Raw genomic sequence first — 24,938 nt, 5'->3', positions numbered from 1 at the left:
CTTTTGTTTTACGCATATTTTAGGTTTTTATTTTAAATTTATTTTAAAAATTTGGCAAAAATATCTACTGTTTTTTGCATTTCGCTAAGCCAATTTTCAGGCAATTGGTCTATTTCAACAACTTTTGCTCCGGTTTGTTTTGCTACCATATTTGCTGCTTTTTTAGAAAACTGAGGAGCAACAAAAATAACTTTTATCTTCTCATCTTTTGCTTTATTTATAAGCTCTTTTAAGTCAGCTGGCTTTGGCTCTTTTCCCTCTATTTCTATAGGAATTTGAACTAGACCATAACGAGCTGCAAAATATCCCCAAGATGGGTGATAAACCATAAACTTATTTGATTTTAAATTTTTTAATTTCTCAGCTGTATTTTTATCAAAACTATCTAAATCTTTGTTAAATTTATTTAAATTTGATTCAAAAAGCTCTTTGTTTTTAGGGTATTTCTTAATTAATGCATTTGCAATATTTTGAGCTTGTTTTTTTACAAGTGATGGATCTAGCCAAATGTGTGGATCAACTCCACCGTGATCGCAATGATGATGTTCGTGATTTGCATCTTCATGGTGATGCTCATCACTGTGTTTTACTTCGTGATTTTCGTGCTCATGAACTGCATCGTGATTATCATCATGGTGATTATGATCAGCATGACTTTCATGCTCGTGTGAATCATGATGATGATGAGCCATCATAGGAATTTTTTTTATATTTTCATCTGTATTTATAACAACCAAATTTGGAAATTGTTTTTGTAGTCTTGGAAGCCAAATTTCATCAAATTCCATTCCTACAGCAAAATGAAGTTCGCTCTTTTCAACACTTTTCATTTGATTTGGTTTTGGCTCGTAAGTATGTGGGTCAGCACCTTTCTCTACTAAACTTACAACTTCTAAACTATCTCCTGCGATACGCTCAACAAAATATTTTGTAGGCAAAATCGTAGTTGTAACTAAAGGCTTTGCAAAAGCTCCTAAGCAACTGATTAAAGTGAAAAAAAATAGTTTTTTCATACTTTATTCTCTCCTTGTTAAAAAAATTTGAAAAAGTATATCAAACACAACTTAGTTGCAACTTAATTTTAAGCAACTAGGTTGCATTTTTTACTATTGTTTTATTAATTTTATGATATCATTATCATATTTAAGGACTTTAAAATGGATGTAAAAAAATTTTTATTGAACCACGATATAAAACCAACAGCTTTTAGAAATTCTCTTGTAAAAATTTTAAAAACCGCTAACAAACCTGTTAGTTATGACGAGATAGTAGATCTTACAAATGCTAATAAAACCACAGTTTATAGGAACTTAGACTTACTTGAAGAAAAAGGAATTTTAATTTCAAGTATGGCTAACAACAAAAATTTTTATGAGTTAGCAGATCATGCGAAAGCTTATTTTGTTTGTGAAAAATGTCATAAGATGGAAGAAATATCAATGCCAAATTTAGAACTTAAGAATATAAAAAGCGTAGTTGTAAAAGGAACTTGTGATGAATGTTCAAAATAAAAATAGCAATATAAAAAATAGTGAAATTTGGGATAAAAAAGCTAAAAGTTATAGTAAATTTGATGGAAATTTGAACGAATTCCAAATAAGATTTTTTAAGATTTTAAAAGATTTTGATGTTAGCTTTAAAGATAAAACCTTAGTTGATATAGGATGTGGAACTGGGATTTATTCACTTTATTTAGCCGGAATTTGCAAAATGGTTTTAGGTGTAGATAGCTCAACAAAAATGCTCGAGGAGTTAAATTTAAAAAAAGCTGAGTTTAAAATAAATAACCTTCAAACAATAAACTCTGATTTTAAAAATTTCCAAACCGCTGATAAATTTGATATCGCATTTTTAACTATGAGTCCAGCTTTACAAAATGAGGATGATTTTAATAAATTTATGGATCTAGGGAATTTAAGAATTTATCTAAATTGGGAAGAGCCAAAAAACTCATCTATGCTTGATCCATTTTATAAAATTTATAAAAGAAATGATAAAAATAAAAACACCGCTTCAAATTTACAAAATTTTCTTATAAAAAATAATATTTCTTATAAAACAGAAGTTTTGAGAGAAATAAGATCAGCTAATAGAAGTTTTAATGAAGCTTTTGAAAATACAATCTGGCATCTAGAAATAAATGGTATAAAGTATGATGAGGGTGAGATAAAAAACACTCTTTTAAAAATGCAAAAAGATGGCTTTATAGAAGATGTGATAAAAAGCAAAATGAGGGTTTTAGTGTTTTAAATGAACGAAATAATCTTTATAGACACAGAAATTGGTAAAAATGACAAGAAGCTGTATGAATTTGGTGCTGTCTTTAAAGATGATTCTATAAAAACAAATGAAATTTTAGAAGCTGATTTTTTCTTAAAAAAGCATAGTTTTAATTTTATTTGTGGGCATAATTTTATAGATCATGATGGAATTTATTTATCATCAACTATTTTAAATGATAATTTAAAAGATAAAAATATCATTGATACACTTTTTCTTTCCATGCTTCTTTTTCCAAATAAAAAAACTCATAAATTATTAAAGCCGTACAAAACCACATTAAACATACAAAATAACCCACTTGGAGATGCTTTTCAAACAAAGGCTCTTTTTGAACTATTAGATGCCAAATTCAATAGTCTAAACAATGAAATAAAACAAGCTTTTGTAGACTTGCTCTATGAAAATAAATATTTTAATGGATATTTTGTATATAAAAATTTAAAGCCTAAAAAGAATGACTTCTCTAAAATTATACCAAATGATATAAAATACGAAGAAGATGATATTTTACTTCTTGCAAACACAATGCCTATTGAGCTTGCTTTTATAATTTCATTTTTATATACGGATAGAAAAGCTGCAATTTCACATATCATAATAAATAAATTTCCAAACATTTCTTGGATCATAAAAAATATATGTTTTGATTTAAAAAGCACAAATATTTCTAAATTTGCACTCAATGAGTTTGGTTTTAATACTTTTAAAGAGTTTGAAAATATTAATGAAGGATTATTTAAAATTTCACAAAAAGACATTATAAATTCTGCTTTAAATGACAATTCTATTCTTGCAATTCTTCCAACAGGTGGTGGAAAAACTTTTACTTTTCAACTTCCAGCTCTTATTAAAGCACAAGCTTACAATGCCTTAACTGTTGTTATTTCACCACTTCAGGCTTTGATGAAGAATCATGTTGATAGCTTTAAAGAAAAAAATCAAAACTTTAGCGTAAAAGCAATAAGTGGCTATTTAAGCCCGGTTGAAAGATCTGATATAATAACTCAAATTTCAAACGGCACAGTTGATATTTTGTATTTAGCACCAGAAGCATTAAGATCAAATTCTATTTTCAATGCATTAAAGTGTAGAATGATAGATAGATTTGTTATTGATGAGGCACACTGCTTTTCATCTTGGGGGCACGATTTTAGACACGATTATCACTATATCGCAACTTTCATAAATGAATTAAATCAAAGCTCAAATATGCAAGAAAATATACCCGTTTCTTGTTTTACAGCCACCGCTAAACCAGAGGTTATAAATGATATAAAAGAATATTTTTTTAAAAATATGAAAATAGAATTTGATGAGTTTTTAGCTTCTTCAAAAAGAGAGAATTTAGAATATGAGGCAATAGAAGTAAAAGATGAGAATGAAAAATATGAAAAATTAATAAAAACAATTCAAAATTTAGGGAAAATACCAACAATAATCTATCTCCCACAAAATGCAAAAGGCTGCAAAGAGTTAAGTCAAAAACTAACAGAAGATGCAAGACTTGAGTATTTAAATTTAAGCATTGAACCATTTTATGCAAAAATTAATGAAGAAATAGAACTAAAAACCAGAAAGGGAAGAAACAAAAGCGAAATTTTAAAGGATTTTATAGATGATAAAATAGACATAGTGGTTGCAACAACAGCTTTTGGAATGGGGATTGATAAACCGAATATAAAAGCTGTAATTCATTATAGTCAATCAGATAGCCTTGAAGCATATTTACAAGAATCAGGTCGTGGTGCAAGAAGTAGTGATATTGTAGCCAAATGCATAATCCTATATCAAAGAGATGATTTTGATAAAATTTTTCAAAAATTAAATTCAAATAAAATTGATGCTGAAGAAATTCAATCAATAGTTAAAACTCTAAAAAATAAAAAAATAAATCCGGTTTACATATCACCAAAAACACTTGCTAAAAACTCAGGAATAAATTTAGAACTTGATTATGAAAATATTGTAAAAACTGCACTTTTAGAGCTTGAAAGATGTGAAATTTTAAAACGAGACAGGGATAAATATACAATTTGTGGTTCATCTTTAATAGATAAAGAAAAAAGAAACATGAATTATATAAGAAATTTACTAGAAAGCAAAAAAGAAAAATATTTAACAATTTTTAATTATATGATTATGATAATGCAAAATATCATCCAAAAAAGCAAGACCGAGCCAGTAGAAATAGACACATTGTCAAGCAATATTGGAATTAGCAATAAAGATACTTTTGAAGCAATTTATGCACTTCAAAAAGAGAATTTAATAAATTATGATAACGATATTTCAGTATTAATAAATAAAAAAGTAAAAAATGAATTTTTCAATCATTTAAATCTTGAAAATAAAATTCTTGATTACATACTGGAAAAGAAAAAATTTGATATTCGAGACATTGAAAATAAAGATACCAAAAAAATTACAAAAATCAAAAAAATTATCCAAAGTTTTTCATCTTTATCAAAAATTCATAACCAAACTCTAAATGTTTATTTTTATAACTTTTTTACTACTATAGAACTAAAAGATGAAAAATCTTTTAAAATTTTATTAAAACAAAGACAAGAAATTTGTAAAACTATACTTTTTGAAATTTTAAATCTCTTAAACGAAGATGAAAAAGAGATAGAGTTTGCATCTATGAAGCTTCAAAGCAAACTCGGTATAAGAACTGAATTTTTCCATCACTGTCTTGTTTATTTACATCAGATTTTAAAAAATTTCGAACTTAGAAAAGGAAGATTAATTTATTATAAGGCTTATAAAATAGAGCTTTTAGACAAAATAAATGAAAATACACCATATCAAAAAAGAAGAGATTATAATCAAACTTTAGCAAAATATTATGAAAGAAAAATAGAAGCTGTGCACATACAGGCTAAATTTTTAGAGCTTTTAACTAACAAAGATAAAAATGTTAGCAAATTTATAAAAGATTATTTTAGCCTAGAGTATGAAAAATTTAAAAAAATATATAATTTTGATAAAAATATAAAACTTCCAATTACCAAAACTAAGTTAAATAAAATTTTATCATCTTTAAGCACTGAACAAAAAGCAGTATTTGAAGATGATAAAAACAATTCTATTATGGTTTTGGCAGGCCCTGGAAGTGGAAAGACTAAAACATTGGTTCATAAAATTGCTTCATTAATAACAAAGGAAGGCTTTAAGGCAGAATATTTTTTAATGCTTGCACACTCAAGAACTGCTGTTAGTGAATTTAAAACTAGGCTTAAAAATCTAATTGGCAATCAAATTTACAAGGTTAAAATTTATACTTTTCATGCGTTTGCCTTAAATTTATTATCTTGCAAATACAGCAGTGAGGATGAATTAAAAAATGCCATTCCTAACGCTACAAAAGCCCTACAAAATGGAGATGTAGAGCTTCCTTTAATCCAGATGTTGGTTCTTGATGAGTATCAAGACATAGGGCTTAAAAGTTATGAGTTCATAAAAGAAATTTATAAAAACATGCCAAATGATAAAAAAATAATTGCAGTTGGAGATGATGATCAATGTATTATGGATTTTGGTGATAATAAAGCTGATATTAAATTTATTAAAGAGTTCAAAAATGATTTTTCTATAAATTATAAAGCTTACAATCTACTAACAAATTATCGAAGTTGTTATAATTTAGTTAGTTTTTTTAATGCTTTCAGAAACGAGTTTAAAGAAAAATTAAAATATGAAAATTTAATCTCAAACTCTAATAATATGGGAGATATTGTATTATTACAAACAAATGATTATATAACTAATATACTAACTAATTTGGATACTAACAAACAAAATGCAATCATAGCAAAAACAAATAAAGAAGTGCTTGATATTTACTCTTTTTTACTCCAAAAAAATATAAAAGCAAAACTTTTAACAGATAAAAATGGCTTTAGACTCGGAAATTTGATAGAATTGAGAGCTTTTTTAGAGTATTTTTATGAATCCAGTTTCAATACTGCTCTTGACAGATTTATAAAAAATTTTAATAATTCTTCAAATCTAGCACTTGCACTTGAAGTAATAGAAAAGTTTCAAAATGAATATGATATGAGTGAAAATGAAAAATATCTTAAAAAAGCTTTTAAAGAATTTATAGAAATTATCGATTTTGATGAGTTTGAAAATACAAAATCAAATGTGATAATCTCTACTATGCATAAGGCCAAAGGTAAAGAATTTGATAATGTTCATCTTTGTTTTAAAGATAAAATAGACAATGAATACGATAAAAGGCTTTTGTATGTTGCAATAACAAGAGCAAAAAAATCACTTTTTATCTATTCTAAAAATGAAATTTTTCTAAAATACAAAAGCTATTTTACTAAAATATTAGATTTTAAAAATAGCTTTTATACTCCTAAAAATATAACTTTAACAATGGGGTTAAGTGATGTTAATCTATCACAATATGATTTATTCTTAACAACCAAAAAATTAAATTTACAAGCTGGTCAAGAAGTTAGAGTAAATACTCAAGGAATTTTTAGTGAAAATTTTTGTATTGGAAAGTTTTCAAAAAAATTTAAAAAAGAGATAGAAAAATATGAAACTCAAGGATATAAATTAAATCAAAAATCTAAACTAAAATATATTGTAGTTTGGTATAGTAAAGAAAAAAATAGCGAATTTAGAATAGCTTTATGTGAAATAAAAATGAATTTATAAAATTTTAACGAATTTTTACGGGTGGAATAAAGTATTAATTATTCTATTGAAAGGATTTTAAATTGCCTAGTTATTCTAAAAAGATGTTTTCAAACCTGATCAAGCTTAAGAAAACTTGCTATTTTTTTAATTGTAATAAAGCTATAATAGCATAGAAAGCCATACAAAAGCTGATGGGACGTTTTTTAATAGAGAAGATGTTGTAAAATCATTTTAGTTAGCCTTGACCTAGATTTTCCTGAACCTATATTCTAATCTAGTCCTATAATACTATAATTTTTGTTCTATTTTAATTTATATCTTGCATATGCTATAGAGCACAATATTATCTTAAAAATTTACAAAAGCGCTTGATAAAGAAAATGATGAAACTCTTTTTTAAAAAAGTGGTAAAATAATTTTTAAGTATAATTGTTTTTTTTATAATATTTTTTATTATTACTGGAAATTAAAGGCGGAAAATTCCGCCTTTTTATCTTAGTACTCTTTGAAGTATTTTTGAATTTTATCTTTATCGCTTGTTTTTGTTAAAGCAACCATTAATAAAACTCTAGCTTTTGCAACATTTAAGTTATCAGCTGTTAAAAAGCCATATTTAGCATCATCAACCTCAGCACCAACGCTAGTTGAACCACTTCCTACTCTGCTTCCTCTAACAACTACAACGCCTTGTTTTACAGCATCTGCTAAAGCTTTTTCAACACTTGGATAAGGGTTTCCATTTCCCATACCAGCTAGAATTATACCTTTTGCACCGTTTTTAACAGCAGTTTCTACAAAATCAGGAGTATCTTGTGTATGTCCATATACTATGTCAACTCTTGGTAGACTTTCAAGACCTTTTACACTAAATTCTGAATTTACAGTGTGTTTTCTAACTGGAGCAAGATAGTAATTTACTATACCATAATTTACAGTTCCGATATTTCCTGTATTTACTGATTTAAAAGTATCAACTGCAGTTGTGTTTGTTTTAGTAACTTCTCTAGCAGCATGAATTTTATCGTTCATTACAACTAAAACACCTTTTCCAACACTGTTTTTATCCATAGCAACATTTACAGCATTATAGATGTTTAAAGGACCGTCTGCACTCATTGAAGTTCCACTTCTCATAGCACCTACAAAAACAACTGGTTTTTTACTTTTTGTAACTAGGTTTAGGAAATAAGAACTTTCCTCCATTGTGTCAGTTCCGTGAGTTATAACTATACCGTCAACGCTCTTATCTGCTAAAAGCTCATTTACTCTATTAGCAAGTTTTAACCAAACTTCATTATTCATCTCTTGTGAACCAATATTTGAAATTTGCTCGCCTTTAATAGTAGCAATTTCATTAATTTGTGGAACTGCAGCAATTAACTTATCAACTGTAACTGTTCCTGAAGTATAACTTCCACTTAACGCACTATCACCAGCTCCAGCGATAGTTCCACCTGTTGCTAAAATGTAAATAGTTGGCTTTGCAAAAAGCATAGTTGTTCCTAACAGCATAAAAAATGCTAATTTTTTTAAAATCTTCATTTTTACCTCCTTATAAAGATTTCTTCGTGAATTTTATCCAAAAATTTTATAAATGTCTTCCAATAAGAAATATTTTGCTTCAACCTCATTTTTATAAAATGGAACAAAGGTTTCATTAAATATCTTTCTAAAAAATCCTTGTTTGCTAAGTTTTACCATTTCATTATTTACGGCATCTAAAAGCTCATTATTTCCCTTTTTAACCGCTGCACCTAAAAAGCTGTTAAATCCCAAATTCCTCATATTTTTTGGAACAATGTAATCTCTATCAACTATAGCATAAGCCATAACGACTAAATTATCATCTATATACGCATCAGCCTTATTATCTCTTAATTTTCTAAATGCCTCCATAGATCCTTTTGTCTTTATAACTTTTGTTCCAGGAATTGTTTTAACATAATCCTCCATTGTAGTTCCCTCTTGAATAGCAATGGTTTTATAATTTAAATCTTTTTCAAAATTCAAAGGCTTATCTTTACTGCTTATTGCACCCATTGCTACAGCAAAATATGGAAGTGAAAAATCAACTTTCTTCTTTCTTTCATCAGTTTCAGTAAAGCTTGCTATTACAACATCAACTTGGTTGTTTTGTAAGAATTTAATTCTTTCGTTTCCACTCTCAATGCCAACCAAAGTCACCTTTCCACTATTTCCAACGATGTTTGAACCTATGGCTTTTGCCATATCAACTTCAAATCCTTCAAATTCTCCATTTTCCAAATTTGAATAAGGAGGCTGACTTGTCCAAACCCCAATTTTTATTTCGCCATTTTTGCGAATCTCATCTAAGCTACTACCAAAAGCAAACGTTGCTGCAAGTAAAAATAAAAACGCTATCTTTTTCATATTCCTCTTTCTTTTTTTATTTATTTAAATAAATATTAATAAAACCATATATATAATATGCTAGGACTAATAAACTATTTCGAATCGAATTATACTAATTTTTTAAGAATTTAGCAAGATTATAAGTGACTAATTAAAAAAATAATTTTATATTTGTTTTGACTAATAAAAATAATTATTAAAATATTAGAGATTTAGCTATACTTAAAATTTTTAAACTATTAAAAATATACGAAATTTGCTAGATTAAAATATTGAATGTTTTGATAAGATTTACTATTTGATTTTTTTGAAAATATACTTAAAAGTTTAGGCATAATAAATTTTTTGTCAATCAAATTTACTAGTGCCAGTGTAATTCTACCTCTGTTTATGAGCTGTAGCTCTTCAGAAATTTCCAAGCCTGGATCAGATTTTAAAAGTTTTAATTTTGCCATCTCAACTCTTAGCTTAGTATCTTTTTTATCTACTACATAGCTTTTCCCATCAAGCATAGCAACTACTTCATTTAGTTTTTTTCTTACTTTTTTGTTTTCCATAAATACACCATGTAAATAATAAATGACAATAAAAAAGCCACTCCGGATGTTAAAAAATAAGCTCCAAGTTTGCCAACCCATATTTGAAAAACTAAATTTAAACCAAGAAGTAAGAAAATAAAACCCACAACTGCAATGATTGCAACGACGCACAAGGCTATGATATTTCCAGCACTTTTTACAAAAGAAGCTTTTATATCATCGGCTTGTGCTTCTACTAGCTCTACAACTGAGATTAAAAACTCAGAAATACTAAAACTAGCCATTATTTCCTAAGCAACCAACCAAGTACAAAACCAACAGCAAGGGTAATACCAACGCTCTTTAAAGGCTCATCTTTAATATTTTTACTAACATAATCAATCCCATCTTTTCCCTTGCTCTTTAGCTCATCAATTGCTTTTTCAATATCTTCGATTGACATACTGCCGTCAATTTTATTTTTTGCATCTTTAAGTGCTTCTTTGCCAGAGTCTTTTATTGATTTTGCCATGTCTTTTAGCTCTTGTTTTAAACTATCAATTTCTTTTTTCATAGCATTAACATCTACTGTTTCTTGTGCTGCCATCTTTTACTCCTTATAAAATATATCTATTGAATTACTTGACATTATAGGACTTAATAGTAAATTTATAAAACAAAAATATTAGTATCTAACACCATTTTGTTTTAGAAAATCTCTTAAATCATCATATTCTGAGTTTGTTAAATATCTCCATTTTCCAGGCTTTAACATTCCCAAATCAACCCTTCCAAAACTAACTCTTTTTAGCTCCACAACTTCTAGATCAAAACAGCCAAAAAAGCGCCTTAGCTCTCTATTTTGTCCCTCATTTATAATGACTTTTAGTTTTGTATAACCACCACTTGATCCAAGCACCGAGTAGGCTAAGAAAGGCTTGAATTCCATTGATTTAATCTGCGTTTTTTCATGTGCTCCCTTTGTAGCATCTTTGGCAAAAAAGCCCTCTCTCATCGCTGTTATAACATCATCAGTTACCTCGCCTCTTACCTTTAGATAATACATTCTTTCGATATCACTTTTCATTAAAGCTTCAGCAATAGCAGGTGCGTCAGTAAGTAGCAAAAGTCCCTCACTAGCAAAGTCAAGTCTTCCAATACTTATAAACTTACTAAAGCCTTTTGGCAAGGTGTCAAATATCGTTTTTCTACCCCTATCATCACGCTTTGTAACTAACTCACCTTTTTGTTTGTTATAAACAATAACTGAAAACTCAGTTTTTTTCTTAACTAAACGCCCATTTATCTTGATTTTATCTTCATAACTAGCTTCTACAAAATCACTAACAACTCTTCCATTTACACTAACTTTCCCACTTTTTATAAGCTCATCTGCTTCACGACGTGAATAGTTAGTGTTGTGTGAAATAAATTTATTAATTCTCATTTTTTCCATTTATAATCCTAAATTTGTCAAATCATGAATGTGTAAAGCTCCAATTGGAATTTTTTTATCATTGACAATTACAAGTAGTTGAATTTTATATTTTTCTATTATTTTAAGGGCAGTTGATGCTAAAATTTCATCATCATCTATAATTTTTGGCTCTTTTGTTGCATAGTTTAGAGCCTTGTCATTTATATCAAAATCATCTCTTTGTAGTGCTCTTCTTAAATCCCCATCACTTAAAATGGCCACTAACTTACCATTTTTATCTGTTAGTAAAACGGCTCCAAGTTTTCCATGGGTCATCGTATCTATAGCGACTTTAAGACTAACATCATAACTAACAACTGGCAATTCATTAGTTTTCATAACATCTTTTACTTTTAAAAACAGTCTTTTTCCAAGACTACCACCTGGATGAAAATTTGCAAAATCTTCAACTTTGAAATTTCTCATCTTCATAAGACAAATTGCCAAGGCATCGCCCAAAGCTAAAGTTAACGTAGTAGAAACTGTTGGCGCAGCACCTAATGGACAAGCCTCTTTTATTATATCAAGACTTATTATTTCATCGCTAAATTTAGCTAAGGAACTGCTGAATTTAGCAGTCATTGATATAATTTGAACACCAAATCTTTTAAGGTGAGGCATTATTTTTATAAGCTCATCACTTTCACCACTAAAACTTATCGCTAGTATCACATCGCTTTTTTGTACCATTCCAAGATCTCCGTGCAAAGCCTCTGTTGGATGTAAAAAAAAGCTAGGAGTGCCAGTACTAGCCATTGTAGCTGCTATTTTTGCGCCTATATGGCCACTTTTTCCAACTCCTGTTACGATAACTTTTCCTTTACAAGAATAGAGCAATTTTAAAGCATTCTCAAATTTATCATCAAGTAAATTTGAGTGCCTTAAAAGCTCATTTCCCTCAAGCTCTAAAACTCTTTTACCAACTTCTAAAATTTCACTCATTTTATGCCTCACACTAGGTAAATTACAGGAACAATTGTAGGATACTTTTTAAGACGTCTAAAGATATGCTTTCTTATGGCTTGTCTTATTTGATTTTCTAAAGCTCTTTGATCTCCTAAAAGCTCATTTTTTAAATTACTTAGAAACTGTGTTAAAACAAGTTCCATATCTTTTGCAAAGGCTCTTTGTTCTTTTGCGTTAACAACTCCATAAGTTATAACTCTTGTTTTTACAAGCTTTTTATTTGCTTGATCAACTTGAGCGATAACCATTACAACACCAGCATCCGCTAAATTTTGACGATGTTTTACCATATCATCTGAGATTTCTTTGTTTATCTGATTATCGACAAAAATTTTGCCAGTTTTTACAGTTTTTACTCTTTTTATATATCCGCTCGTAACCTCAACTTGATCACCATCGCTCATCAAGTAGATGTTTCTTGAATCAACCCCACAGCTAATTGCAGTTGAAGCATGCTTTTCTATATGGTTATACTCCCCATGAACAGGCAAGAAAAACTTAGGCTTTGTAAGACGAAGCATGAGCTTTTGCTCTTCTTGTGCAGCATGACCTGAGACATGAATCTCACTAAAGTCTTGATATGCAACACGTGCACCACTTTTTAAAAGATAGTTTAAGATATTTGAAACACTTGCCTCATTTCCAGGGATTGCTTTGGCTGAGATAATAATTTGATCGCTTGGCTTTATCTTGATATATTTATGCTCATCCGTTGCCATTCTATATAGTGCGCTCATAGTTTCACCCTGACTTCCTGTTGTTACTATCAAAACCTCGTTATCAGGGTATTTTCCAACCTCGTTAGCATCTATAAAAATTTCCTTTGAAAGATCAATATATCCAAGTTCCATAGCAGTAAATAAATTTCTCTCCATTGATCTTCCGATAACACAAATTTTTCTATTGTGTTTTAATCCATGTTCAATAGCCTGATAAATTCTATGAACATTTGAGCTAAATGTGCTCATAATAACTCTTCCTTTTGATTTGGAAAATATTTCATCAAAGGTCTTTCCAACTGTTTTTTCACTTTTTGTAATGCCTTCTCTATGAGAGTTTGTGCTATCGCTCATTAAAAGGAGCACCCCTTTTTCTCCATATTCTGCTAAGCGTCCTAAATCAGTCGGATAGCCATCTATTGGCGTGTGATCTATCTTAAAATCCCCTGTGTGGATAATAGTGCCTGCTTCTGTTTTTATGGCAAGGGCTGAAGCATCAATTATGGAGTGAGTGATATGTATCCATTCGATATCAAAATCACCTATTTTATAGACTTTTCTTTTTTCTACTGGTCTAAAAAGCGCTCTTTTTGCCTTTAAGCCATGCTCTTCAAATTTATTTGATATCATTCCAAGACAAAGTGGCGTAGCATAAATTGGATAATCAAATTCTTTATAAAAATATGGCATTGCACCGATATGATCTTCGTGTGCGTGAGTTATAATTACAGCCTTAATTTTGTCTTTTATCTTTCTTATGTAGTCAAAATCAGGTATTAAAATATCAACTCCAAGCATACTTTCATTTGGAAAACTCATACCAACATCAACTATAATCGCACTTGTATTTGTCTCAAAAACAGTTATATTTCCACCGATTTCACCAAGACCACCAAGTGGGGTTATGTGGATCTTAGAATTTGATTTAAAGAATTTTAAAGGATTTAGTCTTTCATCGTGAACTTTTTTGTTTGCGATGATTGCTTTTTCCATCTCTTTTTGCCAATTTTCATTACCATTTAAGCATTTAGAAACATTTGATTTTTTTCTTCTTTTTGACTGAGTTTTTTTAGGAGTTTCTTTTTCGCCTATACCTGATTCTTTTTGAAGGTTTTTCTTTCGGTTTGCATAACGATTTGTCTTTTTAAAACCATTTTGCCTACTAGTATTTGATTTTTGATTGTTTATATCGTTTTTATTATTTGTGTTATTCTGATTATTTTGCTTGTTTTCACCATTACTATTTTGATTTTTTTCCATTTCTCACCTTTAAATAATTAAAAATTTTTACTATTAAGGTGTTATTTAATTGATGAGCTCTTAAATTTTGATCTAAGTTTAACTCTTCAAAGCATTTTTTTAAAATCTCTTTATCAATCTTAGAGCTTAAGTTCTTAAAAAGCGTTTTTCTAGGACTTAAAAAACAGGTTTTTAAAAAATCTTTATAAGATTCATGGTTGATTTTATCAAGTTCATTAAAATTATCAAATTTACTAAATTTTACAACGCTTGACATAACCTTTGGTTCTGGTTCAAAGCTGCTTGGAGGTACGTCAAATAAAGCTTTTATCTCTCCGTTTAAGCTAGTTATTAAACTAAGCGAATTTGAACCGCTAAAGCCACAAAATTTCAATGCAACTTCACGCTGAATCATGACTATAAATCCTAAGCAATTTGGATCATCTACTGCTTTTAGCATGATATTTGTTGCCACATAATATGGTAAATTCGCAACTAAAAAATAGTTCTTTTGACTAATTTTGTCCCAAATTTTTAAAGCATCACCAAGTGTTAAGATCAGTTTTTTTTCATCAATTTCTTTTTTAAAAGTTTGATTTAAAAATATAAAAAGATCTTCATCAATTTCATAACTTTTAACTTTTGAAATTTCTAGTAATTTCTTAGTTAAATCACCTAAGCCAGCCCCAATTTCGACTAAATCACAATCTTTATCGCTAAAAATCTCTTTGGGAATCGCTTGGATGATCTTATCAAGAAGCACACTATCTTTTAGAAAATTTTGTCCGAATTTCTTTTTTGCCCTTATCATCAAAAGATTATAACTAAAAAAAACTAACAAAGCTACACATTAGAAAAATTTTGATAAAATAATACTCTATTTTAATACAAAGGCAAAAGATGAAAAAGATAATTCCTTGTCTTGACACGAACAAAGGCAGAGTTGTAAAAGGTGTAAATTTTGTAAATTTAGTCGATGTCGGAGATCCTGTAGAAATAGCTCAGTTTTATGAGAAAGAAGGTGCTGATGAGCTTTGTTTTTTAGATATAACTGCAACTAATGAAAATAGAAAAACAACAGTCGAACTTGCTAAAAAAGTAGCAAATTCTATAAAAATTCCACTAATTGTTGGCGGTGGAATAAAGACAATTGATGACATAAAAGCACTTTTAGATGCTGGCGTAAGCAAAATTAGCATAAATTCAGCAGCCATCAAAACACCTAATTTAATCAATGAAGCAGCTAAGGAATTTAACTCACTAATTGTAGCAATAGATGTAAAAAAAGTAAATAATAATTATAATGTTTTTATAAATGGTGGCGAAGTTGATAGCGGCAAAGAAGCTTTAAAATGGGCTTTAGAGGTTCAAGATAGAGGCGCTGCAGAAATTCTTCCAACATCTATGGATAGAGATGGTGTAACTAACGGATATGATTTAGAAATAACAGGTTTGTTAGCAAAAGAGTTAAATATCCCAGTTATTGCAAGCGGTGGTGCTGGAAAAATGAGTGACTTTTTAGATGCTTTTAGGGCCGGAGTTAGTTCAGCTTTAGCAGCTTCAGTATTTCACTTTGGAACAATTCGCATAAATGAATTAAAAAAATATCTTTTAGAAAATGGTATAAAGGTTAGAATTTAATGACTAATTTGTTAGTTTGTGCTGGAAAAAGTGAGAGTTTTGAATTTGCCCAGAGTATTGGAATTGGACTAATAGAAACTGCAATAACACTAACCAACATACTAACAAAAAAAGCCCTAGAAGATGATTTACCAAAACAAATCATCTTCGTTGGAACTGCTGGAATTTATAAAAAAGGTGAAATTTTAGAAATATATGAAAGTTCTAAAGCTTCAAATTTAGAAATTTCAAAACTTTTAAATTTATCATATTCTCCTTTAAATTTAGAAAATCCGCTAAATGTTTCACGTGAAACATCACTAACAAACAATTCAAATATTGTTATAAACTCATCAAATTTCATAACACAAGATAAAAATTTAGCAGCAAAATTTTATGAAAATGGGTTTGATTTAGAAAATATGGAGTTTTATTCTATTTTAAGTGTAGCAAATTTTTTTAAAATTAAATGCAAAGCAGTAGTTTGTGCTACAAATTTTTGTGATGAAAGTGCTCATGAAATATTTATAAAAAATCACGCTGCAGCAAAAGAAAAATTAAAAATATATATGAAAGAAAAAGGGTTGATTTGAAAAATTTACTTGATTTTACGAAAGATGAACTAGGTGAATTCGTAAAACCAGCTTTTAGAGCTAAACAAATTTATGAATGGATTTATAAAAAAAATGTTGATAGCTTTGATGAAATGCTAAACTTACCAAAAGATTTAAGGCAAGACTTAAGCCAAAATTTTTATTTTGATCCACTAAAAGTTGTAAAATCTGAAAAAAGCAAAGATGGAAGTATTAAATATCTTTTTGTATTAAAAGATGGAAAAACTATAGAAAGCGTTTTGCTTCCAATGAAGGACGATGAATTTGATGAAAATGGAAACCTTATAAAACATGCTCGATACACTATCTGTGTCAGTTCACAAGTCGGATGTAAAATGGGTTGTAGTTTTTGCCTAACGGCCAAAGGTGGGTTTGTTAGAAACTTGACTGCTGGTGAAATTGTAGAACAAGTTCATTTTATAAAAAAGATTAATAAAATTCCATATGAAAGACGTGTAAATGTTGTCTATATGGGTATGGGCGAACCTCTTAACAATCTTGAAAATGTTGCAAAAGCTATCAAAATTTTTACTGATAATGACGGGCTTGCAATTTCACCAAGAAGACAAACAGTAAGTACAAGCGGACTTAGCTCACAAATAAAAAAGCTTGGAGAGATGAATTTAGGAGTTTTATTGGCGATATCACTTCATGCAGTAAATGATGAGTTAAGACAAGAACTTATGCCAATAAATAAAGCTTATAATATAGCTTCTATAATGGATGCTGTGAGAGAGTTTCCTATTGACATGAGAAAAAGAGTAATGTTTGAATATCTAATGATGCACGGCGTAAATGATAATCTAAAAGATGCAAAAACTTTAGTAAAACTGCTTCATGGTATAAAGGCAAAGGTAAATTTAATCTATTTTAACCCAAACGAAGGCAGCATTTATAAACGTCCGTTAAAAGAAAATATGGAAAAATTCCGTGATTTTTTGCAAAGTAAAAGTGTAACTTGCACTATAAGAGAATCAAAAGGAATTGACATAAGTGCAGCTTGTGGACAACTAAAAGAACGAAGTGAAAATAAAATATTAAAAAAATAAAAGGGAAAAAATTGACAAAATTAGATTTAATAGAAATTATTTTTATAACTATTGTTTTAATTTTAGGCTTTGGTCTTATGATTAAAGTAATATTATCTGAAAACAAAGATGAGTAAATTTTACTAACTTTTTGTTAGTAAAACCATTATAAAAATATTAATTTATTTTGATAAATATTACCCAAAGCATTCTAACAAAGCATTCTAACAAAGCATTCTAACAAAGCATTCTAACAAAGCATTCTAACAAAGCATTCTAACAAAGCATTCTAACAAAGCATTCTAACAAAGCATTCTAACAAAGCATTCTAACAAAGCATTCTAACAAAGCATTCTAACAAAGCATTCTAACAAAGCATTCTAACAAAGCATTCTAACAAAGCATTCTAACAAAGCATTCTAACAAAGCATTCTAACAAAGCATTCTAACAAAGCATTCTAACAAAGCATTCTAACAAAGCATTCTAACAAAGCATTCTAACAAAGCATTCTAACAAAGCATTCTAACAAAGCATTCTAACAAAGCATTCTAACAAAGCATTCTAACAAAGCATTCTAACAAAGCATTCTAACAAAGCATTCTAACAAAGCATTCTAACAAAGCATTCTAACAAAGCATTCTAACAAAGCATTCTAACAAAGCATTCTAACAAAGCATTCTAACAAAGCATTCTAACAAAGCATTCTAACAAAGCATTCTAACAAAGCATTCTAACAAAGCATTCTAACAAAGCATTCTAACAAAGCATTCTAACAAAGCATTCTAACAAAATAAATAGTTATTATCATTTTGCCATTTCCAAATTTCATTTCCAAATTTCATTTCCAAATTTCATTTCCAAATTTCATTTCCAAATTTCATTTCCAAATTTCATTTCCAAATTTCATTTCCAAATTTCATTTCCAAATTTCATTTCCAAATTTCATTTCCAAATTTCATTTCCAAATTTCATTTCCAAATTTCATTTCCAAATTTCATTTCCAAATTTCATTTCCAAATTTCATTTCCAAATTTCATTTCCAAATTTCATTTCCAAATTTCATTTCCAAATTTCATTTCCAAATTTCATTTCCAAATTTCATTTCCAAATTTCATTTCCAAATTTCATTTCCAAATTTCATTTCCAAATTTCATTTCCAAATTTCATTTCCAAATTTCATTTCCAAATTTCATTTCCAAATTTCATTTCCAAATTTCATTTCCAAATTTCATTTCCAAATTTCATTTCCAAATTTCATTTCCAAATTTCATAAAATCCTATTAATTTTTCAAATTCATTTTTTGCATCGAAATTACTTTTGATGTTATAAGTTTTTCCATTAAACTCAAATTCCAAACTTTGCGAATGAAGTAAAAGTCTTTTAGCTCCAGTGATTTTTACCCTACTTTCAACACTTACTTTTTCATCTAAAAAATCACTAGCAAACTTATCACTAATTCCGTAAAGCGTATCTCCAACTATTGGATGTTTCACGTGAAACAATTGCACTCGTATCTGGTGCTGGCGCCCTGTTTTTGGTATACATTTTAAAAGTGTAAAACCTATTTTTTCATAAATTTGGACTATTTCAAACTCGGTCTTTGCAAATTTTCCACTTGTTTGGACAAAAACTTTATTTTTTAAACTCGTAGCTGTTTTATCAGTATTTAAAAAATTTTCTACTGTAAAATTTTTTTCAACAATGCCTTTTACCATAGCAAAATAAGTCTTTTTGACTTCTAAATTTTGAAATTTTAGTTTCAATTCTTTTTCAACAGTTTTATTTTTAGCCACGAGTAAAACTCCACTTGTTTCTTTATCGAGCCTATGTGCCACACTTGCATCTCGCCCAAATTTTGACCAAATTTCATCATTCATAGAGTAGTTTGAGTTTCTTCCATTTGGATGAGTTAAAACTCCACTTGGCTTATCAAATGTTGCCAAAATTTCATCTTCAAAAATAGGCTCTAAACCCTTTGGCTCACACTCATAATCAATTAAAAAAACATCTCCATTTAAAATTTGATTTTTAGATATAACAATTTCATCAAGGTTAAAAAGTCGCTTTTTATCTATAAGTTTTTGAGCTTGACTCATCTTATAACCTAAATTTAGTAAAATTTGATAAGCTTTTTCTCCATTTACAAAAGCTATTTTTTTCATAATATAAGGCAATTTTTACCCTCTTTTTGCTAAAATGATAGATTATAACTTTATAAAAAATTTGTTTAAAAGAAGGTAAAAGATGGTAGAAAGATATGCTAGAAAACAGATGAGCGACAAATGGACGATAAAAGCAAAATACAATGCTTGGTTAAAAGTTGAGTTAGCAGCTGTAAAGGCCTGGAATAAACTCGGGTTTATAGATGACGAGTCATGCAAAAAAATTTGTGAAAATGCAAAATTCGACATAGATAGAATAGATGAGATAGAAAAAGTAACAAAGCATGATGTCATAGCATTTTTAACAAGCGTTAGCGAAAATTTAGGAAAAGAAAGTAGATTTTTACACTACGGCATGACTTCAAGTGACTGCATAGATACAGCCGTTGGGCTTCAGATAAAAGAGAGCTTAGAACTAATCATAGAAGATGTCAAAAACTTAAAAGAGGCGATAAAAACACGTGCGTTTGAACACAAAAATACACTAATGGTTGGCAGAAGTCATGGAATTCATGGCGAGCCAATAACTTTTGGACTTGTTTTGGCGATTTGGTATGATGAGATAAATAGAAGCTTAGAGCTTTTAAATCATGCTAAAAAAGTAATTAGTGTTGGAAAAATAAGTGGAGCCATGGGAAATTTTGCTCACGCTCCACTTGAGCTTGAGGAGTTGGTTTGTGAGCATTTAGGCTTAAGTCCAGCGCCAGCTAGCAACCAAGTAATACAAAGAGATCGCTACGCACAAGTTATTTCAGCTATTGCGATTCTAGCTTCAAGTTGTGAAAAAATAGCCGTTGCCGTTCGCCACTACCAAAGAACAGAGGTTTATGAGTGCGAGGAATATTTTAGTCCTGGGCAAAAAGGAAGTTCTGCAATGCCTCATAAAAGAAACCCTGTTTTGAGTGAAAATGTAACAGGGCTTTGCAGAGTTTTACGAAGCTATACAATTCCTGCAATGGAAAATGTCGCTTTGTGGCACGAAAGAGATATAAGCCATAGTTCAGTTGAGAGATTTATACTTCCAGATGCCTTTATAACAGCTGATTTTATGCTAAACCGCCTTACAAATTTAATTAAAAATTTAGTTGTTTATCCTGAAAATATGATGAAAAACCTAAATTTAACAGGCGGACTTGTCTTTTCACAAAGAATTTTACTCGAACTTCCAAAAAAAGGAATTTCAAGAGAAGATGCTTATAAAATAGTTCAAAGAAATGCAATGAAAGTTTGGGCTGACTTGCAAAATGGCAAAAAAGCAATCGATGAAAACAACCACAGCCTATTTTTACAAAACTTATTAAAAGATGAAGACTTAAAAGCAAATTTAAGCGATGAAGAGATAAAGCAGTGTTTTGACTACTCATATTACACAAAAAATGTAGATAGAATTTTTAAAAGAGTCTTTGGCGAGTAAATAATATATTTAAATTAAATTGTTAGATTACAGTAGAAATAGAAAGGTAAAAGAGAGCAGATGAAAGTAATAAAAAGAAACGGCAGAACCGAAGAACTTGATATAAGCAAAATCAAAAAATATACAAAAGAGTCTGTTGAAGGGCTTGAAAATGTAAATTTAAGCGAGCTTGAAGTTGATGCAAAAATTCAATTTAGAGATATGATAACAACAGAAGAAATTCAACAAACTCTTATAAAAACAGCTGTTGATAAGATAGATATCGACCGCCCAAACTGGACTTTTGTAGCGGCGAGACTGTTTTTATATGATCTTTATCACAAAGTTACAGGATATACTGGATATCCACATTTACGTGAGTATTTTGAAAGAGGCGAAGAGGTTGGACGAATTTTACTTGGCTTAAAAGAAAAATATGATTTGGATGATTTAAATAGCTATATTGATTCGAAACGTGACTTACAATTTACTTATCTTGGTATAAAAACACTTTATGATAGATATCTATTAAAAGATAAAAACGCCAATCCAATTGAGCTTCCACAACATATGTTCATGGCAATAGCTATGTTTTTAGCTCAAAATGAGTTTGACTGCCAAAGTTGGGCTAAGAAATTTTATGATTTAATATCCAAATTTGAAGTTATGCCAGCAACCCCTACCCTATCTAACGCAAGAACAACACGCCACCAACTTTCATCTTGTTATATTGGCTCTACACCTGATAATATTGAGGGAATTTTTGATAGCTACAAAGAGATGGCGCTACTTTCTAAATTTGGCGGCGGGATCGGCTGGGACTGGAGTAAAGTAAGAGCTATGGGTGGCAGTATAGATGGACACAAAAACGCAGCTGGCGGAATAATACCATTTTTAAAAATAACGAATGATATTGCTGTTGCGGTTGATCAGCTAGGAACTAGAAAAGGAGCAATTGCTGTTTATATCGAGCCTTGGCATATGGATGTTGGTGATTTTTTAGATCTTAGAAAAAACTCAGGTGAAGAAAGACGCAGAGCTCATGAAATTTTCCCAGCACTGTGGATAAATGATCTGTTTATGAAAAGAGTTCAAAATAATGAAAAATGGACACTTTTTGATCCGGCTGATACGCAAAATTTAACAAATTTATATAGCGAAGAATTTGAAAAAGAGTATGAAAAATATGAAAATGATCCAAATATTCCAAAAACAGTTATGCTTGCAAAAGAGCTTTGGAAAAAGATTTTAACTTCATATTTTGAGACTGGAATGCCATTTTTAGCCTTTAAAGATAATGCAAATAAGAGAAATCCAAATTCTCACTCAGGCATAATAAGAAGCTCAAATTTATGTACTGAAATTTTTCAAAATACAGAGCCTGATTATTATAAAATAAAAGTCATTTTCGAAGATGAAAGTGTTATGTTTTTTGATGAAGATGATATTGTAACAGTCGATAATGGCGTAACAAAACGAGCAAAAAAAATAACTTCACTTGATTCTATAAATAATAAAAATATCTTTATTGTTGAAAAGGAAAATATTCAAGGAAAAACTGCGGTTTGCAACCTTGCAAGTATAAACTTAAGCAAAATAAACACCAAAGAAGATATTCAAAGAGTTGTTCCAATAGCCGTTAGAATGCTTGATAATGTGATTGATCTAAATTTCTATCCACATGAAAAAGTAAAGCATACAAATATTCACTCAAGGGCAATTGGACTTGGTGTTATGGGTGAAGCACAGATGCTTGCAACAAAAAAAATACCGTGGGGAAGCTACGAACATTTTGAAAAAATAGATGAAATTATGGAAAACATAAGCTACAATGCCATATTAAGCTCATCAAATTTAGCCGTTGAAAAGGGAAAATATGCTGATTTTGAAGGCTCAAACTGGAGCAAAGGCATAATGCCAATTGATAATGCAAGCGAGGAAGCTAAAAAACTTGTAAAAAGAGGTGGGCTTTTTGATGAAAATTCTTGCGATTGGGAAAGTTTAAGACAGAAAGTTCAACAAGACGGTATGAGAAACGGATATTTAATGGCAATAGCACCAACTTCAAGCATAAGCATTTTGGTTGGGACAACGCAAACAATTGAACCAGTTTATAAGAAAAAATGGTTTGAGCACAATCTTAGTGGAATGATCCCAGTTGTTGTTCCAAACCTAACGCTTGATACATGGAATTTTTATACCTCAGCGTATGACTTAGACCAAACTCTACTTGTAAAAGCAGCAGCCGTTAGACAAAAATGGATAGATCAAGGACAAAGTTTAAATATATTTATAAGTCTTGATAAGGCTTCTGGCGGGTTACTAAACAGCATTTACACACTTGCTTGGAAACTTGGTGTAAAATCAACTTATTATCTAAGGAGCCAAAGCCCTGATACTGTAGCTGCTGAAAAAGCCGCAATGGATAGAAGTATAGAGTGCGAGGGTTGTCAGTAAAAATATGCGTTTTTAAAAGCTCAAATTTAAGGAATTTATTTTGAAAAAAATTTTTATATTTTTGATTTTAGCCTTGAATTTGGCTTTTTCAAATGTCTTTGAAGAGTTTGGTGAAGAAGCTATTAAAAAAATAACAAATACAAATTTAGAAAAATGCAAAAATGGCGATGATGAAATTTGTGATTTAATAGCTATAATGACAAACAATAACGATAGTGAAGATATAGATGGAACTAATATAAGTCCGCAAAAAATGGCAGAATTTCTTATAAATAAAGATACTATTAAGCTTTGCGAAAATGGCGACAAAGGTATATGTATATTTTTATCACTTGGAATGGCATTTTATAGTGACAAAAGTTTAGATGATGCAAAAGAATTTGCTTTAAAAAGCGAGAATATACATTTAATAGACTTGCTAGATAATCAAAATTTTGAAAATATCATAAATTCTTGCCAAAATGGCTACAAAAGCTGTGAATATCTAAGCATAATGCAAAAATATGGAATTTTTGTTAAAAAAGATGAAGAAAAGGCTAAAATTTTAAAAGAAAAAGCCTGCAAGGATGAAGTTGGTTTCTTTTGTAGCAAATATGATACTGGAATTTTAAATATATTTTCTGCTTTTTGTGATAAAAGAAGCATTAAAGCTTGTATTTTACTGTTTCCAGCCTTTGAAGAAACGTATCAAATTCCTTATGCGATACTTGCTCAAAACAGACTTTTAAATTTATACGAAAATAGTGGCATAAACTTAGGTGAGAATTTGTTTGAAAAAGCACTTAATGATAAAAAATTTGTAAAGTTTTTAAATGAAAATTTAGATATTTTTTTAGCTTTATTTGGTACAAATGAAGAATACAATCTTATAAAAGACAGTGATTTACCAAAATATTATGGACTTCTTGCAAAAAATGGCTTTGATTTTAACAAAGAAATTGACACTATAAATGTGATGGAATTTACAATTTACTACACGAAAGATGAAATTTTAGTAGAAATTTTTAAAAATATACTTCCAAAAATTGATTTAAACTCACCTATTCTTTTAAGACAGGCAAAAGATTTTGATAAAAAACAAAGTTTTAAATTTTTAATAGAAAATGATGCAAATATAGATGATGTTTTGCTTTTTAGTGTTATTCGCAAATTAGCTTCGCCTTTTGATAGAGATGGAGAAGTTCATTTTTTAAAAGCTGGAAAACTTGGCGACCATGATAAAGAGATTTTAAAAAGCAAAAAATATCAAGAAATTTTAAAACGAGAACTTTTTTATTTAAAACTCATCTTAGAAAAAAGAGAATTAAATAGCTTTAATGAAAGATTTGTAAATGTAATCACAAATTTTGCAAATCTAATAAACGATGAAAATTTAAACGAAATTTTATTTAATACAAAATTAAAAAAAGACTAAATTTACTGCCCTAT

General features: G+C 29.4%; 20 protein-coding genes. 9 read left to right on the top strand and 11 right to left on the bottom strand.

Annotated elements, in window-relative coordinates; genetic code table 11:
• Positions 1–38: 38 nt before the first annotated feature.
• On the bottom strand, positions 39–1,013 hold the full coding sequence (locus tag CURT_RS00270; RefSeq protein WP_018713564.1) for a metal ABC transporter solute-binding protein, Zn/Mn family: 975 nt from the start codon (positions 1,011–1,013) through the stop codon (positions 39–41).
• A gap of 144 nt (positions 1,014–1,157) precedes the next feature.
• On the opposite strand from CURT_RS00270, the gene CURT_RS00265 reads away from it, so the two are divergent.
• From CURT_RS00265 to CURT_RS00255, 3 genes are read left to right on the top strand one after another with little or no spacing between them, the layout of a single operon-like run.
• A complete protein-coding gene (locus tag CURT_RS00265; RefSeq protein ID WP_018713565.1) occupies positions 1,158–1,511 on the top strand; it encodes a Fur family transcriptional regulator in 354 nt (117 codons plus the stop codon).
• Complete coding sequence (locus CURT_RS00260; protein ID WP_018713566.1) at positions 1,495–2,250, top strand: class I SAM-dependent methyltransferase; 756 nt, start codon at positions 1,495–1,497, stop codon at positions 2,248–2,250. The genes CURT_RS00265 and CURT_RS00260 overlap by 17 nt, the downstream gene beginning before the upstream one ends.
• A complete protein-coding gene (locus CURT_RS00255) occupies positions 2,251–6,960 on the top strand; it encodes a RecQ family ATP-dependent DNA helicase (RefSeq protein ID WP_018713567.1) in 4,710 nt (1,569 codons plus the stop codon).
• A gap of 477 nt (positions 6,961–7,437) precedes the next feature.
• On the opposite strand, the gene CURT_RS00250 is transcribed toward CURT_RS00255, so the two are convergent.
• From CURT_RS00250 to rsmA, 9 genes are all read right to left on the bottom strand, one after another.
• Complete coding sequence (locus CURT_RS00250) at positions 7,438–8,484, bottom strand: type II asparaginase (RefSeq protein ID WP_018713568.1); 1,047 nt, start codon at positions 8,482–8,484, stop codon at positions 7,438–7,440.
• A gap of 33 nt (positions 8,485–8,517) precedes the next feature.
• A complete protein-coding gene (locus CURT_RS00245; protein ID WP_018713569.1) occupies positions 8,518–9,333 on the bottom strand; it encodes a transporter substrate-binding domain-containing protein in 816 nt (271 codons plus the stop codon).
• 221 nt (positions 9,334–9,554) lie between these two features.
• Complete coding sequence (locus CURT_RS00240) at positions 9,555–9,872, bottom strand: hypothetical protein (protein WP_018713570.1); 318 nt, start codon at positions 9,870–9,872, stop codon at positions 9,555–9,557.
• Entirely contained in the window at positions 9,854–10,138 is a 285-nt protein-coding gene (locus CURT_RS00235; protein WP_018713571.1) for a hypothetical protein, read from the bottom strand. Before CURT_RS00235 ends, CURT_RS00240 begins: the two co-directional genes overlap by 19 nt.
• Positions 10,138–10,440: a DUF883 family protein gene (locus CURT_RS00230; protein ID WP_018713572.1), complete on the bottom strand. Its 303-nt coding sequence runs from the start codon at positions 10,438–10,440 to the stop codon at positions 10,138–10,140. Before CURT_RS00230 ends, CURT_RS00235 begins: the two co-directional genes overlap by 1 nt.
• Positions 10,441–10,518: 78 nt before the next feature.
• Complete coding sequence (locus CURT_RS00225) at positions 10,519–11,280, bottom strand: pseudouridine synthase (protein ID WP_026320345.1); 762 nt, start codon at positions 11,278–11,280, stop codon at positions 10,519–10,521.
• Positions 11,281–11,289: 9 nt separating this feature from the next.
• The gene (locus CURT_RS00220) at positions 11,290–12,252 is read right to left on the bottom strand and encodes a KpsF/GutQ family sugar-phosphate isomerase (RefSeq protein ID WP_018713574.1); all 963 of its coding nucleotides are present in this window, start codon (positions 12,250–12,252) and stop codon (positions 11,290–11,292) included.
• Positions 12,253–12,260: 8 nt separating this feature from the next.
• Positions 12,261–14,255, bottom strand: a complete 1,995-nt coding sequence (locus tag CURT_RS00215; protein ID WP_018713575.1) for a ribonuclease J — start codon at positions 14,253–14,255, stop codon at positions 12,261–12,263.
• Positions 14,236–15,045 carry a 16S rRNA (adenine(1518)-N(6)/adenine(1519)-N(6))-dimethyltransferase RsmA gene (gene rsmA, locus CURT_RS00210; protein ID WP_026320346.1) on the bottom strand — a complete coding sequence of 270 codons (810 nt, stop codon included), beginning with the start codon at positions 15,043–15,045 and terminating at the stop codon, positions 14,236–14,238. Before rsmA ends, CURT_RS00215 begins: the two co-directional genes overlap by 20 nt.
• An 89-nt stretch (positions 15,046–15,134) precedes the next feature.
• On the opposite strand from rsmA, the gene hisF reads away from it, so the two are divergent.
• The 3 genes from hisF to rlmN are packed head-to-tail and all read left to right on the top strand — an operon-like array spanning position 15,135 to position 17,517.
• On the top strand, positions 15,135–15,875 hold the full coding sequence (gene hisF, locus CURT_RS00205) for an imidazole glycerol phosphate synthase subunit HisF (RefSeq protein WP_018713577.1): 741 nt from the start codon (positions 15,135–15,137) through the stop codon (positions 15,873–15,875).
• Between the two features lie 8 nt (positions 15,876–15,883).
• The gene (locus tag CURT_RS00200; RefSeq protein WP_026320347.1) at positions 15,884–16,447 is read left to right on the top strand and encodes a nucleoside phosphorylase-I family protein; all 564 of its coding nucleotides are present in this window, start codon (positions 15,884–15,886) and stop codon (positions 16,445–16,447) included.
• Positions 16,444–17,517: a 23S rRNA (adenine(2503)-C(2))-methyltransferase RlmN gene (rlmN, locus tag CURT_RS00195; protein WP_018713579.1), complete on the top strand. Its 1,074-nt coding sequence runs from the start codon at positions 16,444–16,446 to the stop codon at positions 17,515–17,517. Before CURT_RS00200 ends, rlmN begins: the two co-directional genes overlap by 4 nt.
• 1,234 nt (positions 17,518–18,751) lie before the next feature.
• Here the strand turns inward: rlmN and CURT_RS00190 are convergent.
• Complete coding sequence (locus CURT_RS00190; protein WP_237721137.1) at positions 18,752–19,660, bottom strand: RluA family pseudouridine synthase; 909 nt, start codon at positions 19,658–19,660, stop codon at positions 18,752–18,754.
• Between the two features lie 82 nt (positions 19,661–19,742).
• Here CURT_RS00190 and purB point away from each other — a divergent pair, with 82 nt between their 5' ends.
• Genes purB through CURT_RS00175 form a run of 3 tightly spaced genes read left to right on the top strand, consistent with a single transcriptional unit; the run spans position 19,743 to position 24,924 of the window.
• A complete protein-coding gene (gene purB, locus CURT_RS00185; protein ID WP_018713484.1) occupies positions 19,743–21,074 on the top strand; it encodes an adenylosuccinate lyase in 1,332 nt (443 codons plus the stop codon).
• 60 nt (positions 21,075–21,134) lie between these two features.
• On the top strand, positions 21,135–23,510 hold the full coding sequence (locus tag CURT_RS00180; protein WP_018713483.1) for a ribonucleoside-diphosphate reductase subunit alpha: 2,376 nt from the start codon (positions 21,135–21,137) through the stop codon (positions 23,508–23,510).
• Between the two features lie 40 nt (positions 23,511–23,550).
• Positions 23,551–24,924, top strand: coding sequence for an SEL1-like repeat protein (locus CURT_RS00175; protein WP_018713482.1), 1,374 nt, complete (start codon positions 23,551–23,553; stop codon positions 24,922–24,924).
• The last annotated feature ends 14 nt before the right edge of the window (positions 24,925–24,938 follow it).

The organism is Campylobacter ureolyticus (assembly GCF_013372225.1).
Taxonomy (GTDB): Bacteria; Campylobacterota; Campylobacteria; order Campylobacterales; family Campylobacteraceae; genus Campylobacter_B; species Campylobacter_B ureolyticus.
This window is presented reverse-complemented; position numbering and strand designations above follow the sequence as displayed.